Below are 14,114 nucleotides of genomic sequence, written 5' to 3'. Positions count from 1 at the left end.
GCAGGTTAAGTCATACTGATGAGGTCGTTAATGATCCGGGCGGGTCGAATCTTGCCGTGCGGACGGACGTTTATTGCCCGGTGAGCGCCGGGACCGGCCGGCCGGTCCGCTCTGGCCCGTCCCTTGCGCCGGTGTCGGACGAACGAACGGTCTCCGATAATGAACATGAGAAATTACAGCATCTTGGCTTCGAGCTCTCCTGAAACTGCCGGGCAAATTGCGCAGGCATGCGGGAAGAGCTTGCCGGGTGACCGCCGTCGGGAGGCCCGCTGATGTCCATCGCGTCCATCATGAATACCGCGAACAGCGGATTGACGGCGGCCCAGGTTCAGCTGCGCGTCGTCTCGGACAATGTCTCGAACGTCAACACGCCCGGTTATGTGCGCAAGATTGCCGAGCAGCAGACTCTGGTCAGCCAGGGCATGGGCTCGGGCGTCGAGGTCAGCCGCATCCGCCTGGCGACCGACCGGTTCCTGCAGGCCGCCAGCTTCAATGCCGGGGCCGACGCCGCGCGCCAGTCCGTGCGTTATGAATTGTATGACCGGATGCAGGGCCTGTTCGGTGATCCGGGCGGCGACGGCGGCTTTTTCGCGCAGGTGGATCAGGCGTTTTCGGTGTTCGCAGCCGCTGCCGAGGATCCCGCCTCGTCGCCCCGCCGGCAGGAGGCCCTGTTCCGCGCCCAGGCCCTGTTCGACGAGGGCACCCGCATTTCCGGACAGATCCAGGCGGTCCGCGAAGACGCCGATGGCCGCATTCAGAGCGCGGTCGAACAGGCCAACTCGCTTCTGAAACAGATCGAGGCGCTCAACATCGAGATTGCCCGCTCCGGCGCTGTCGGCAGCGATGGCTCCGGCGCGGAGACAGCCCAGTCGGCGCTGATCGGTCAGCTGTCCGAGTTGATGGATGTCCGTGTGTCAGCGCGTTCGGTCGGTGGGGTGTCGATCCGGACGGGGGCGGGGGTGCTGCTGGCCGGCGAGGGGCATGCGACGCTGGAGTACAATCGCGCCGGCACGGTGAATGCCGAGACAGCGTTCAACGAAATCTGGGTGACCGAGCCGCGCGGCGAGAAGCGTCCCTTGCTGGAGAGCATCACCTCGGGTGAGATCAAGGGCCTCGTCGACATGCGCGACGTCGAGGCCCCGCAGGCGGCCGAGCGGCTGGCGGAGCTTCTGACCCGGGTCGCGGACGAGCTGAACCGGGCGCACAATGCCAATTCATCGGTTCCCGCCCCGACCACCCTGACCGGCCGCAACGTGGGCCAGTCGCTCGAGACCGCAGTTGCCGGCTTCTCGGGCAATACGGCGATCGCAGTGACCAATACCGCCGGACAGGTCCAGGCGCGGGCCGACATCGCCTTTTCAGGCGGGACCATCACCATCAACGGCACCGCCACCACGCCCGCCGGATTTCTGGCGACCCTGAACGCCGAACTGGGCGGAGCGGCGACAGCCAGCTTTGTCGACGGTGTCCTGAGCCTGTCGGCGACCGGCACCAACGGGGTGGTGATCGCCGACGACCCGGCCAACCCTTCGCGGAAGATCGGGCGGGGGTTCTCGCACTTCTTTGGCCTGAACGACCTGATCACGACCGACCGCCCGGCTGTTTACCAGACCGGGCTGAGCAGTGCGTCGCCGCACGGCTTTACGGCAGGCGAGACGCTGACCCTGCGGTTCACCGGCGAAACCGGGGCCAAGATGCGCGATGTGACCGTGGCCATCCCGGCCGGGGGCACGGTCGCGGACCTTCTGGCAGCGCTGAACAATCCGGCAACCGGGGCAGGCCGGTTCGGCGCCTTTGCCCTTAGCCCGACCGACGGCACCCTCAGCTTCAATGCCAACACCAGTCCGGCGCCCCGGCTGTCGGTGCTGGAGGATCGGACGACCCAGGTTCCGTCGGGCGTATCGATGACCGAGCTGTTCGGGATCGGCGGCGGGGTGCGGGCCTCGCGCGCCGACGGTTTCACTATGCGCACCGACATCCGCCAGAGCCCTGCACGACTGGGTCTGGCGCAGTTCGATTTTAATGCGGCGGTCGGTGCCACCGGCCTGACCACCGGCGACGGGCGCGGGGCCCTGGCCCTTGCCGACGCCGGCCAGGCCAATGCGACCTTCCAGAGCGCGGGGGATTCTCTCGGCGGTCAGATTTCTGTCTCGCGCTATGCGTCCGAGCTGGCGGGCGACATCGGGGGCCGCGCCGCCCTGACCAAGACGGCGCGGGACAGTGCGGTGGCGCTGCAGGGAGAGGCCTCGGCCCGCCAGCGCGCGCATGAAGGCGTCAATCTGGACGAGGAACTGGTGCTGATGACCACCTATCAGCAGGCCTTCAACGCCTCGGCCCGCCTGATCCAGGCGGCGCGTGAACTGTATGACACCTTGCTGGGGATGGTCTGATGAACCGCGTATCGACATTCGGCAATTACCAGTCGGCCCTGCTTGACCTGATGGCCGCCCAGACCCGGGCCCAGGATGCGCAGGAGCGCGTCTCGACCCAGAAGGTCGCCACGGACCTGTCGGGGTTCGGACGTGGATCAGAAACCCTGACGGCGCTGAAATCGACCCAGAGCCGCATCCAGGGCTTTATCGACACGGGCGAGACGGTCGCCGCGCGCCTCTCGACCCAGGACCTGGCGCTGGACCGGGTGGCAGAGGGTGTTTCCGGCGCGCGCGAGGCCATTGCCGCCGCCCTCGCCAGCGGCCGCATCGACGGCCTGATGCTGGAACTGCAGGGCCATTACCAGATCACCCAGGACGGACTGAATGGGCGCCACCAGAACCGGTATCTGTTCGCGGGCAGCCAGAGCGCCACTGCCCCGGTCACAGCGATGACCATGGCGGATCTGGCCGATCTGCCGGCAGCGTCGGACGCCTTTGCCAATGACTCCCTGAAGCAGGTGTCGCGCCTTGATGAGGGCACGCTGATGGAGACCGGCTTTCTGGCAAGCGAGATCGGCCAGGAGGCCTTCGACATCTTTCGCGACATCCAGCTGTTCCATGAGGCGACGCCGATGACGGGCGGGCTGGATGATGCGACCCGCGACTTTCTGACGGCCCAGCTGAGCCGTCTGGATCAGGCCCGCGAGACGGTCACCAACTTTGGCGCCCGCAATGGCTCGCTGCAAAATCGGGTCGACTCCATCCTGACAGCCCAGAACACCCAGAAGGTTTCGCTGGACGAGATGTTGTCGAAGAAAACCGATGCCGACCTGGCCCAGGCCCTGACCGATCTGGAGCTGTCGCAGGTGGCCATCCAGGCCTCGGCCCAGGTGATCAACCAGCTGCGGCAGGTGTCCCTGCTGAACTTTCTGAGCTGACGGCAACCCCCGAGGCAACCCACGCCCCCTCGGCGCATTTGACACAGGTTCTGGCGCCCACGGGCCGCCGGGGGTGATCGGGCGATTTCCGCATGGGCAAATCACGGCATCCGATTTAGTTAAGGTGCCATGGCGACCGCCGATTTCGAGATTGATAGTCAGGGCAAGGGCGTTCGGCTGCGTCTGGTCGGCGACTGGACGGCTGCGGGCCTGTCAAACCTGAGAGGGCGGCTGGGCCCCCGCCTGCGCAAGGAACTGGGCGACACCCCGATCGCGGCAGTGGACCTGACCGATCTTGGCCGGTTTGACACCACCGGCGCGCTGATCCTGTCCAAGGCAGTCGACGGAGCCTTGCCCGAGGGGGCGTGGGCAACCCGTCCGGAGGTCGGACGTGTCTATGACCGCGTCCAGGCGGTGGAGTGCACGGATGCCGCGCCGCTCAAGCGCCCGTCCGCCCTGACCCGCGGGTTCGCCAAGGTCGGGCGCGGCATGCACGACATCGGCGGCGAGGCCATCCTGTCGATGGCCTTCCTTGGCCGGCTGATCACGGCAACCGGCTCGGCCCTGAAGCATCCCGGGCGTATCCGCTGGCCCGCCTGGGTCAGCCAGATCGAGCGCGCAGGTCTGGATGCCATTCCGATTGTTGCGGTCACCGCCTTCTTCATCGGTGCGGTCGTGGCCTTCATCGGGGCCGACCTGTTGCAGCAGTTCGGCTTTGACGTCTTTGCAGTCGAGCTGATCGCCATTTCTGTCCTGCGCGAGTTCGCCGTGGTCATCGCCGCCATCCTGCTGGCCGGGCGTTCGTCCTCGTCCTTTGCGGCCGAGGTCGGGGCGATGAAGATGAACCAGGAGATCGACGCCATGCAGGTCATGGGCGTCAATCCGTTCCAGGCGCTGGTCATCCCGCGGCTGGCAGCGATGGTCATCATGCTGCCCCTGCTGACCTTCATCGCCATGCTGGCGGGGCTGTTCGGAGGGGCGCTGGTCGCCTGGAGCCAGCTGGACCTGGGCCTGGCCTTCTTCCTCCAGCGGATGAGCGTCATTCCCGACATCGGCAATCACCTGTTCGTCGGCCTGGTCAAGGCGCCGGTGTTCGCCATTGTGGTCGCCGCGATCGGCTGCCGTCAGGGCATGGCGGTCTCGGGAGACGTCGAGTCGCTGGGGCGTCGGGTGACGGCCGCCGTGGTCCAGGCCATCTTCGCCATCATCTTCCTCGACGCCGTGTTCGCCCTGATCTTCCTCGAGCTGAACATATGACCGGCGAAGCGGACACCGTCATCGAGGTGCGCGACCTGCTCAGCCAGTTCGGCGAGCGGGTCATCCACGAAGATCTGGATCTCGACGTCGCGCGGGGGGAGATCCTCGGCGTGGTGGGCGGATCGGGCACCGGCAAGACGGTGCTTCTGAACAGCATTATCGGCCTGAAGGAACCCGACGGCGGCACGATCCGGCTTCTGGGCCATGACATGGCCGGGGCGAGTAAGGCCGACATGGCCGACATCGAGCGGCGCACAGGGGTGCTGTTCCAGCAGGGCGCGCTGTTCTCGTCGCTGACGGTGCTGCAGAATGTGGCCTCGCCCCTGGTTGAGCACACAGAACTGCCGCGGTCCCTGATCGAGGAAATCGCGGCGATGAAGATTGCCCTTGTCGGTCTGGGGCCCGAGTCGCATCACCTCAAGCCCGCCGAACTGTCGGGTGGCATGCGCAAGCGGGCGGGACTGGCGCGGGCGCTTGCGCTGGACCCCGAGCTGCTGTTTCTGGACGAGCCGACGGCGGGTCTCGACCCCATCGGGGCCGCGGCCTTCGACGAGTTGATCCGGTCGCTGGCGAATGATCTGGGTCTGACCGTCTTTATGATCACGCACGATCTCGATAGCCTGTATGCCATCTGCGACAAGGTCGCGGTGCTGGCGGACAAGCACGTCGTGACCAAGGCGACCGTTTCCGAACTCGAGCGTTCAGACCATCCCTGGATCCATGAATATTTCCATGGTCCACGGGGGCGCGCCGCCCACAGGACCGGCTGAGGAGCCACACCGACATGGAAAGAGACGCCCATTACGCAGCAGTCGGGATCGCCACGGTCGCCCTGGCGGTGGCCCTGATCATCTTCTCGATCTGGCTGGCACGCCTGTCGTTCAACGAGGAGTACGACGTCTATGACATCGTCTTCTATGGACCCGTGCGCGGGCTGTCCGAGGGGGGCGAGGTGCACTTCAATGGCATCCGCGTCGGCCTGGTGACCGATCTGCGCCTCGACCAGGAAAAGGGCGACCAGGTCGTGGCCCGCATCCGCATCGATGCCACCACGCCGGTGCGGGTGACCTCGCGCGCCCAGCTGGAGCCGCAGGGCATTACCGGTCTGAACTACATCCAGATCACCGCGGGGACCGAGGGCAGCGCGCTGCTGAAGACCCAGTATCCGAACAATGTCGTGCCGGTGATCCAGAGCCAGCCCAGCCCGATCGCGGAGCTCCTGTCGGGGTCCGGCACGGTGCTGGCCCAGACGGTGGACGCCCTGAACCGCATCAACCGGGTGCTGTCGGACGAGAATATCCGCTCCTTCTCGGTCAGCGTCCGCAACATCGAGGCGCTGAGCACCGAGCTTGAGGCCCGCAAGGGCATGTTCGCCGAGCTGGAACAGGCGCTGGTCCGCGCCAATGCCGCCATGGCCGAATATCAGGCGCTGGGTGAGTCCGCCCGACGACTGGTCGAGACGGACGGGCAGGAAGCGGTGAACAATATGAACCGGGCTGCCGAGCAGGCCGTCGAGGCGGCCGAGTCCGCCAATCGTCTGATCGGGAACCTGGAAGGTCCGGTGAACGACTTTGCCTCCAGTGGCCTGCCACAGCTGGAGGAGGCGATCCGCGGGCTGGATGACGCGACCCGCTCGCTCGAGAGTCTCGTCGACGACGTCCGCAGCAGCCCCCGCGATTTCATCTCGCGGCCCCCGTCCCAGGAACTGGAGGTTCAGCCATGATCCCCGTATCGATGTCGTCCCTGCGTCGCCTGACCGGCCCGGGGGTGGGCGCGGCACTGGCGCTGGCCATGGGGGGCTGTGCCCTGCTGTCGACGCCGGATCCCGTGCAGCTGTATCGCTTCGGGCCTCTGGACGGCGGCTATGTCGGCGAGCGCAGCATGGAGACGGTGCAGGTCTCGCTGCGCCGGATCGAGTTCCCCGACTCCGTCTCCGGGCAGCGCATTCTGGCCGTGACCGGCAATGAGGCCGCCTATCTCGCCGGGGCGCGCTGGGTGGCCGATGCCGAGGAGCTGTATGCCCAGAGTCTCGAGATGGCGTTCTCCTCGGAACGCTCCGGGGTGCGGCTGATCGGGGGGCGTGAGCTGACCCGGGTCGATGCCGGTCTGGACGTCGATATCACCACCTTCGAGACGCGCTATGCGACGCCCGGTGCGGCGCCGACAGTCGTCATTTCGGCGCGAGCCCGCGTACTGGCGATGCCGGAGCGGACGGTCGTTTCGGAGCAGGTTTTTTCGGTCAGCCAGCCTGCAGGCGACAACCGGGTGGGCGCTATTGTCTCCGCCTATGATGCGGCGACGCAGGATCTGAACCGGCAGATCGTCGCCTGGGTCGGGGCCAATGCTGCCCGCGCGGCCGGCGCGGACTGATCCGTTTCGACGTCAGCCGTTCCGCAGGGCTTCCAGCCGGGCCACCTGGGCCTTGCGGCGGTCCTGGGCCTGGGCGACATCACCCTTGATGCGGTTGAGCGTGGCCAGCAGCCTGTCGCGCAGGGCCTCCAGTTCCGAAAGGTCCGGGCGTACCTTGCGCGGGCGTTTGCGGTCGAGGCCGAGGCGCGCGGTCCAGTCTTCCTGCCAGGCGTTGAGGGCCGGTGCGGCGCGGCGGATGGCGTCCGCAGCCCAGGCGTCGGCATTCTGGATGGCGCGTGCGCAGGGCAGGGCGGCCAGGCCCGAGGCCCGGTGGCTGTCCAGATCGTCGATCCGCCCGCGCAGGGCCTGATGGGGATCGGCGGGCGTATCCTCGCCCTCTGCGGCGACCGGTGGCGGCGTCAGTGCGGCCAGCCCGACCCGGACATGACCGTGAATCTCGCGCACCCCTTCGCGCAGGGCATCGAGTGCTCCGTCAAGTGACGCGCCACGGGTCTCGACGCCCTTCAGACGTTCGTCGATCTCGGCCAGCGTGTCCTTGACCGTACGGCCGGCGGCCTGGAACGCAGCGCGGAACCGCTTGAGGCGACCCTTGCGGCTGTCGAACAGGCCGGCCAGCCCGCGCCGGGGCTCAAGCTCGCGCGGGCGGAGACCCTCGATACAGGCGATCAGATGGTCGATCCGGGCGCTCGCCTCGGTCAGGTCGCCGGTGCGGGCTTCGGCCAGCACCCGGTCCAGACAATCGCGCACAGACTGGCGCGAGCGCTCGCCATAGGCTGCGGCATCCGCCTGAACCTCAGCCTGCATGGCCTGCACGCGATCCGGGTCGGGCTCCGGAATACCGAAATTGCGCCCGCTGCCATCCGCCATCACATCACCCTCCACTTCGGCCTGTTCCGGCCGATTGAGGGCACTATGCCAGCGACTTGAGGTTTTCGGAAATTGTGTAGGTCGCCTCGGTCTTTGCCGCCACGTCCTCCAGCGTCACTCCGTCGGCCAGTTCGATCAGCTCCAGCCCCGTGCCGTCCGGCTTGACGTCGAACACCGCCAGATCGGTGATGATGCGGCTGACCACGCCCGTGCCGGTCAGGGGCAGGGTGCAGGCTTTCAGCACCTTGGACTGGCCGTGCTTGTTGGCGTGATCCATGACCACGACCACGCGTTTGACGCCGGCAACCAGGTCCATGGCGCCGCCCATGCCCTTCACCAGCTTGCCCGGGATCATCCAGTTGGCGATGTCGCCGTTCTCGGCCACTTCCATCGCGCCGAGGATCGACAGGTTGATGTGACCGCCCCGGATCATGGCGAAGCTGTCGGCCGAGCTGAAATAGCTGGTCTCGGGGATTTCCGAAATGGTCTGTTTGCCGGCGTTGATCAGGTCGGGGTCGACCTCGTCCTCATAGGGGAAGGGGCCCATGCCCAGCATGCCGTTTTCGGACTGAAGGGTCACCTCCATCCCGTGCGGGATGTAGTTGGCGACCAGGGTCGGAATGCCGATGCCGAGGTTCACGTAAAAGCCGTCCTGCAGTTCGCGGGCGGCGCGGGCGGCCAGTTGTTCGCGGGTGCGGCTCATGTTCAGGCTCCCTCTCTCTGACGCACGGTGCGTTGCTCGATGCGCTTCTCGGGCACGGTCAGGATGATGCGGTCGACATAGATGCCGGGGGTGTGGATCTGATCGGGGTCGAGGGTGCCGGTGGGCACGACGTGCTCGACCTCGACGACGGTGACCTTGCCGGCCGTGGCCATCATCGGGTTGAAGTTGCGGGCGGTCTTGCGGAACTGGAGATTGCCGCGGCCGTCGGCCTTCCAGGCCTTGACGATCGACAGGTCGGCGACCAGGCCCTTTTCCATGATGTAGCGCTCGCCGTTGAACTCGCGCTCTTCCTTGCCCTCGGCCACCAGGGTGCCGACGCCGGTCTTGACGAAGAAGGCGGGGATGCCCGCGCCGCCGGCGCGGATGCGCTCGGCCAGGGTGCCCTGCGGGTTGAACTCCAGTTCCAGCTCACCGGCCAGGTACTGACGCTCGAACTCCTTGTTCTCGCCGACGTAGGACGAGATCATCTTCTTGATCTGGCGGGTTTCGAGCAGCTGACCGAGGCCGAAGCCATCCACACCGGCATTGTTGGAGATGACGGTCATGCCCTTGGTGCCGCTGTCGCGCAGGGCAGCGATCAGGTGTTCGGGGATGCCGCACAGGCCAAAGCCGCCGGCCATGACGGTCATGCCGTCAAAGGTCAGGCCTTCCAGAGCGCTCTTGGCGTGGGAGTAGAGTTTCCTCATCGCTTCCTCTTATTTTCATCGCCTGATGAAATTGGGCGTGTCTGTTCGGTCTCTAGTGTGAGCGGCCGCGAGGGGCAACCCCGGAGGGTGTCATAGTGCCTCGCCGTGGCTGACCGGATTGGCCGGGGGACGGCCCCGTACGCGATAGCGCGCGCCCTTTAGCATCAGCTTGATCGCTTCCCAGTGGATGGCGGCGATCACCTTCCACGTCAGCAGCGGATGGGACCAGAAGGCCCGCGCCAGATTGCGGTCGTCGAGCGGGCGGTGACGGCCGGCAAAGGTCGCAGTCAGGATCGGCTCATCGCGGCGCCGCACGGCTACGGTGACGGACAGATCCTGCCCCGGCGGGCGCACGATGAAGTCATAGGTCATGCCCATGTCCATGAAGGGGCTGACGAAGAAGCGTTTGGGCGCGGTCTGCCGGCGGTCGCCGAGCTCGCCCTCGGGCCTCGCGATCAGATAGCTGTGTCGCTCGCCAAAGGTGTTGGACACTTCATAGACCAGCGCGGCCAGCGCGCCGTCTGGCCGGTAGCAGAAATAGACGCTGAGCGGATTGAAGCCGTAGCCGAGGATGCGCGGCATGGTCAGCAGCCGGATCGGGCCGCCGTCCAGGGTGATGCCCGCGCCGGACAGCTGGTCCTCGATCTGGTCGCGCAGTGGACGGGCATCGCCCTTGCGGCCGTAGTCGCCCGCGCTCCAGCGCATCAGCCCCCACCGCCCGCGTCGCAGCCATTTCAGCCCCGCCAGCCGGTCCTCGGCCCCGTCGAGGTCAAGCAGCAGCATATAGACGCGATAGCGCAGCCGGTGGTGGAAGGGGCGCACCCGCCGGTGGGTGACTTCGCCCACATAGAGACCGAAGGCAGGCGGTGTCGTCACGCGGCCCTTTCCAGAGCGGAGGCCGGCGGGGGCCCGACATGGATGCGTCCGCTCTCGTTCTCGACCGACCAGGGCCGACGCAGGCCGCCCAGTTGTTCGGCCACGGCCAGGCCCGACTGGATGCCGTCCTCGTGGAAGCCCGAGCCGAACCAGGCGCCACAGAACCAGACATTGCGCTGCCCCTGTAGACTCCACAGCGCCTTCTGGGCCGCCAGCGCGGCACCGTTGAAGACGGGGTGCTCATAGTCCCACTCGCCGAGGATGGTGTCGGCGGCGGGCTCCAGCGCGGGGTTCAGGCTGACGAAGAGGGGCGGGCCCTTCAGGCTCTGAAGCTCGTTCATCCAGTAGGTCACGCCGCCCTCGCCGGCGCGGGCGGAGTAGCCGACGTGGGTCCAGGCGGCCCAGGCCTTGCGCCGCTTCGGCATCAGGGCCGTGTCGCGATGCAGGACCGCGCGGTTGGGCCGGTAACCGATAGCGCCCAGCAGGCGGCGCTCTTCAGCCGAGGGGGCCTCCAGCAGGGCCAGGGCCTGATCCGAGTGGGTGGCCAGCACCACGGCGTCGAACCGCTCGAACCGCCCGTCGTCAAAGCGCAGGGCGGCGCCGTCGCGACCGCGGACGACGCTCTTGATGCCCGCATTGGTGACGACTTCGCCCTGGAACTCGGCCAGCAGCCGGCTGACGTACTCGCGTGATCCGCCGGTCACCGTCCGCCAGGTGGGACGGACGTCATACTTCAGCAGATTGTGGTTCATGTAGAACCGGACGAAGGCCGCGGCCGGATAGTCGGTCATCTGGTTGAGCGTGCACGACCAGATGGCCGCCGCCTGGGGCAACAGGTGGGCGTCACGGAACAGGGGGCCATAGCCTGACCGGGTCAGATAGGCGTCCAGTGTCTCGCCCGTCCGCTCCAGTTCGGGGAGATCGCGGGGCGCCTGTTTCTGGAAGCGCAGCAGGTCGCCGATCATGCGCCAGAATTTGGGGCTCGCGTAGTTGCGCTTCTGGGCGAACAGGGCGCCGATCCCGTGGCTGGAATACTCCAGCGCGCCATCGTCGATCGACACGGCAAACGACATGTAGGCCGGCTGCGTCGGCACGGACAGATGCTCGAACAGGGCCTTCAGATTGGGATAGTTGGTCTCGTTATAAACGATGAAGCCGGTGTCGACGGCGGTAATGTGACCGTCCTCCTCAACCGTGACCGTATTGGTGTGGCCACCGATCCGGTTTTCAGCCTCATACAGGGTCACCTGATGCTGTTTCGACAGCAACCATGCGGCGGAGAGGCCCGAGATCCCCGAGCCCACGACCGCGATCCTCCGACCGGGGACGGGCTGTGTCGAACCGGGGTCGGAATTCACCAGATGCGGGCTCATGTTCTCTCCCTGAAGCCGTCTTTGAGGCAGTTACGCGACGGGGGACAGGTCGGATGAGTCATCCAGGCTCCGGTTGGGGTCGTAAATGTCGAAAACCGGACACATCCGGGCGGAGCCTTTACGCCCGGAACAACGTTTGGTTGCCAGCTTAGCCATAGGACCGGGGCCTTTCATGAATCCAGCGACCGCCGCCATCCGCCAGCTTCAGGATGCGCCCTTTCCCGATCCGGTGACCCGCTGGGCCATCGACAGTCTGGTGTCGGAGGCGCGCAAGCGGCTGGATCGCGAGGCGCCGCACGACGAGGGTGCCTTTGCCCGGTCGATGGCCGAGCGACCGATTGCCGAGCATACGGACGCGGCCAATGACCAGCATTATGAGCTGCCGCCGGAGTTCTTCGAGATCTGTCTCGGGGCGCGGCTGAAATACTCCTGCTGTCTCTACCCGACGGGGAATGAAACGCTGGACGAGGCCGAGGTCGCGGCGCTGACAGAGACCTGCGAGCACGCCGGACTGGCGGACGGACAGACCATTCTGGAACTGGGCTGTGGCTGGGGCTCACTCAGCCTGTGGATGGCGGAGCAGTATCCGAAGGCGCGGATCGTGGCGGTGTCGAACAGCCACGGCCAGCGGGGTCACATCGAGGCGCAGGCGCGCGAGCGCGGGCTGGGCAATCTGACCGTCATCACCTGCGACATGAATGATTTCGAGGCTCCCGCCGATCTGGCAGGACGGGTCGACCGCATCGTCTCGGTCGAGATGTTCGAGCATATGGCCAACTGGCGGGCGCTGCTGACCCGGGCGCGGGGCTGGCTGAAGCCGGACGGGCGGATGTTCATTCACATCTTTACCCACCGCGACGCGCCCTACCGGTTTGACCACACCGACAGTGGGGACTTCATCGCCCAGCATTTCTTCACCGGCGGGGTGATGCCCAGCCGGGGCCTGATCCGCCAGTTTCCGGACCTGTTCGAGGTCGAGAGCGAATGGACCTGGAACGGCGAGCACTACGCCCGCACGGCGCGGCACTGGCTGGCCAATATGGACCAGAACGCCGACCGCGTGGCTGAGCTGATGGCCGAAACCTATGGCGAGGATGCGCGTCTGTGGACGCGACGCTGGCGGCGCTTCTATCTGGCGACCGCAGGCCTGTTCGGAAATGACGGAGGCCGCACCTGGGCGGTCAGCCACTATCGTCTCAAGCCCGTGGCGGGCTGAGGAAGGGGAGAGCACCATGTTGAAATATATGGCCGGTTATCTGGGCGCGGGTCTGGCGTTCGCGGCGATCGACGCCGTGTGGCTGACCACCATGACCAACCGCTTCTACAAGCCGATCCTGGGCCCGATCCTGGCGGACAAGCCGGACATGAAGGCGGCGGTGGCCTTCTATCTGATCTACATCGGCGGCATCGTGTTTTTCGCGATTTCTCCGGCGCTGCGGGACGGTGGGCTGGGGCGGGCCGCTTTGAACGGCGCGGTGCTGGGCTTTGTTGCCTATGCCACCTATGACCTGACCAATCAGGCGACGCTGAATGTCTGGTCCAGTCGGCTGACCCTGATCGATCTGGCATGGGGCACGGTCCTGACCCTCTCCGCCTCAAGCATCGGCTACCTGGCGGCGCGCTGGGCCGAGAGCCGCGTCGGCGGCTGATGCATTTTAACCCTGTTGTTCGCCACAGGCGCGCAAGCCCTGTTCTGAGCCACGGGATCGGTTAATCTGTCGGCGAGGCCCGGGGTTGGGTCGCTGTATTCGTCGGGGGACGGCGTGCGCGCTGGCATCAATGCGTTGACGGTGGCCTTTGTGGTCGGGGTTCTGGCAGGGCTGCTGCTGACGCCTGACGGCCGCGCGTGGCTGAGCCATCCGACCCTCATGTTCGGGGGGCAGGCGAATGCGTCCGCCACCGCCACCGCCTCCGAAACCGCTGCTGTCGACACGCCGGTCGAGGTCGAGGCTCCGGTGGTCCCCACCAGCTCGCTCAAGGCCCGCTACGCCGACGGCAGTCTGACCATCGGCGTGTTCGGCGACTCCATGGCAGATGGCCTGTGGGCCGCCCTGTATCGCGATCTGGGCGATCTGGACGGCGTCGATGTGGTCAAGTTCAGCGAGGTCTCGACCGGCCTCAGCCGCTATGACTATGTCGACATCCAGGCCAAGAGCACGCGCCAGCTGGCCGAGCGCCCGGTCGACGTCGCCATCGTCCTGTTCGGCACCAATGATGCCCAGGCCATCGTCATCGACGGTCAGATCCATCCGTTTGGCAGTGAGGGCTGGAAGGCCGCCTATGCCCAGCGGGTCGACAATCTGGTCGCGCTGATGCGGTCGCGCGGGGCCGAGGTCTATTGGGTCGGTCTGCCCCGCATGAAGAGCAGCGGCTTTGACGGGCGGATGACGATCATCAACGCCGTTGTCGAGGCGCGCATGACGGCGCTGGGGGTGCCCTATTTCGACACCGTCGCCCTGACCTCGAACGAGGCGGGCGGCTATGAGGCCTATCTGAGCGATGAGGACGGTCGCCGCCGGTTGATGCGCGCCGGAGACGGCATTCACATGAGCATGAGCGGTTATCTGCGCATGGCCGATCCCGTCGCCGACCGGCTGAAGGCCGATCTGGGCGTGGCAGAGGCCGAGGCCGTTACGGCGACGCCCTGATCC

The 14,114-nt window shown here is 66.5% G+C and carries 14 protein-coding genes; 9 read left to right on the top strand and 5 right to left on the bottom strand.

Translation table 11 applies throughout. From position 1 onward, the window contains the following. Positions 1–272: 272 nt before the first annotated feature. From flgK to V7672_RS01205, 6 genes are all read left to right on the top strand, one after another. On the top strand, positions 273–2,390 hold the full coding sequence (gene flgK / locus V7672_RS01230) for a flagellar hook-associated protein FlgK (RefSeq protein WP_335622858.1): 2,118 nt from the start codon (positions 273–275) through the stop codon (positions 2,388–2,390). Continuing rightward, positions 2,390–3,310: a flagellin gene (locus V7672_RS01225; RefSeq protein ID WP_335622857.1), complete on the top strand. Its 921-nt coding sequence runs from the start codon at positions 2,390–2,392 to the stop codon at positions 3,308–3,310. The genes flgK and V7672_RS01225 overlap by 1 nt, the downstream gene beginning before the upstream one ends. A 129-nt stretch (positions 3,311–3,439) precedes the next feature. Continuing rightward, positions 3,440–4,567, top strand: coding sequence for an ABC transporter permease (locus tag V7672_RS01220; RefSeq protein ID WP_335622856.1), 1,128 nt, complete (start codon positions 3,440–3,442; stop codon positions 4,565–4,567). Continuing rightward, positions 4,564–5,337 carry an ABC transporter ATP-binding protein gene (locus V7672_RS01215; RefSeq protein ID WP_335622855.1) on the top strand — a complete coding sequence of 258 codons (774 nt, stop codon included), beginning with the start codon at positions 4,564–4,566 and terminating at the stop codon, positions 5,335–5,337. Before V7672_RS01220 ends, V7672_RS01215 begins: the two co-directional genes overlap by 4 nt. Before the next feature lie 14 nt (positions 5,338–5,351). After that, the gene (locus V7672_RS01210; protein ID WP_335622854.1) at positions 5,352–6,290 is read left to right on the top strand and encodes an MlaD family protein; all 939 of its coding nucleotides are present in this window, start codon (positions 5,352–5,354) and stop codon (positions 6,288–6,290) included. Then, entirely contained in the window at positions 6,287–6,937 is a 651-nt protein-coding gene (locus V7672_RS01205; protein WP_335622853.1) for an ABC-type transport auxiliary lipoprotein family protein, read from the top strand. Before V7672_RS01210 ends, V7672_RS01205 begins: the two co-directional genes overlap by 4 nt. Positions 6,938–6,949: 12 nt before the next feature. On the opposite strand, the gene V7672_RS01200 is transcribed toward V7672_RS01205, so the two are convergent. The 5 genes from V7672_RS01200 to V7672_RS01180 form a co-directional block, all read right to left on the bottom strand. Next, positions 6,950–7,804 (bottom strand): toxic anion resistance protein, encoded by an 855-nt coding sequence (locus V7672_RS01200; RefSeq protein WP_335622852.1) that lies wholly within the window; start codon positions 7,802–7,804, stop codon positions 6,950–6,952. A gap of 43 nt (positions 7,805–7,847) precedes the next feature. Continuing rightward, positions 7,848–8,507 (bottom strand): 3-oxoacid CoA-transferase subunit B, encoded by a 660-nt coding sequence (locus V7672_RS01195; RefSeq protein ID WP_335622851.1) that lies wholly within the window; start codon positions 8,505–8,507, stop codon positions 7,848–7,850. A gap of 2 nt (positions 8,508–8,509) precedes the next feature. Further along, positions 8,510–9,214 carry a CoA transferase subunit A gene (locus V7672_RS01190; RefSeq protein ID WP_335622850.1) on the bottom strand — a complete coding sequence of 235 codons (705 nt, stop codon included), beginning with the start codon at positions 9,212–9,214 and terminating at the stop codon, positions 8,510–8,512. A 90-nt stretch (positions 9,215–9,304) separates the two neighbouring features. Then, entirely contained in the window at positions 9,305–10,090 is a 786-nt protein-coding gene (locus tag V7672_RS01185) for a DUF1365 domain-containing protein (RefSeq protein WP_335622849.1), read from the bottom strand. Further along, a complete protein-coding gene (locus tag V7672_RS01180; RefSeq protein WP_335622848.1) occupies positions 10,087–11,463 on the bottom strand; it encodes an NAD(P)/FAD-dependent oxidoreductase in 1,377 nt (458 codons plus the stop codon). The genes V7672_RS01185 and V7672_RS01180 overlap by 4 nt, the downstream gene beginning before the upstream one ends. A gap of 172 nt (positions 11,464–11,635) precedes the next feature. On the opposite strand from V7672_RS01180, the gene V7672_RS01175 reads away from it, so the two are divergent. From V7672_RS01175 to V7672_RS01165, 3 genes are all read left to right on the top strand, one after another. Then, positions 11,636–12,679, top strand: coding sequence for an SAM-dependent methyltransferase (locus tag V7672_RS01175; protein WP_335622847.1), 1,044 nt, complete (start codon positions 11,636–11,638; stop codon positions 12,677–12,679). A 16-nt stretch (positions 12,680–12,695) separates the two neighbouring features. Continuing rightward, on the top strand, positions 12,696–13,112 hold the full coding sequence (locus V7672_RS01170) for a DUF2177 family protein (protein ID WP_335622846.1): 417 nt from the start codon (positions 12,696–12,698) through the stop codon (positions 13,110–13,112). Between the two features lie 114 nt (positions 13,113–13,226). After that, a complete protein-coding gene (locus V7672_RS01165; RefSeq protein WP_335622845.1) occupies positions 13,227–14,111 on the top strand; it encodes an SGNH/GDSL hydrolase family protein in 885 nt (294 codons plus the stop codon). Positions 14,112–14,114 lie beyond the last annotated feature (3 nt).

The organism is Brevundimonas sp. (assembly GCF_036963785.1).
GTDB lineage: Bacteria > Pseudomonadota > Alphaproteobacteria > Caulobacterales > Caulobacteraceae > Brevundimonas.
This window is presented reverse-complemented; position numbering and strand designations above follow the sequence as displayed.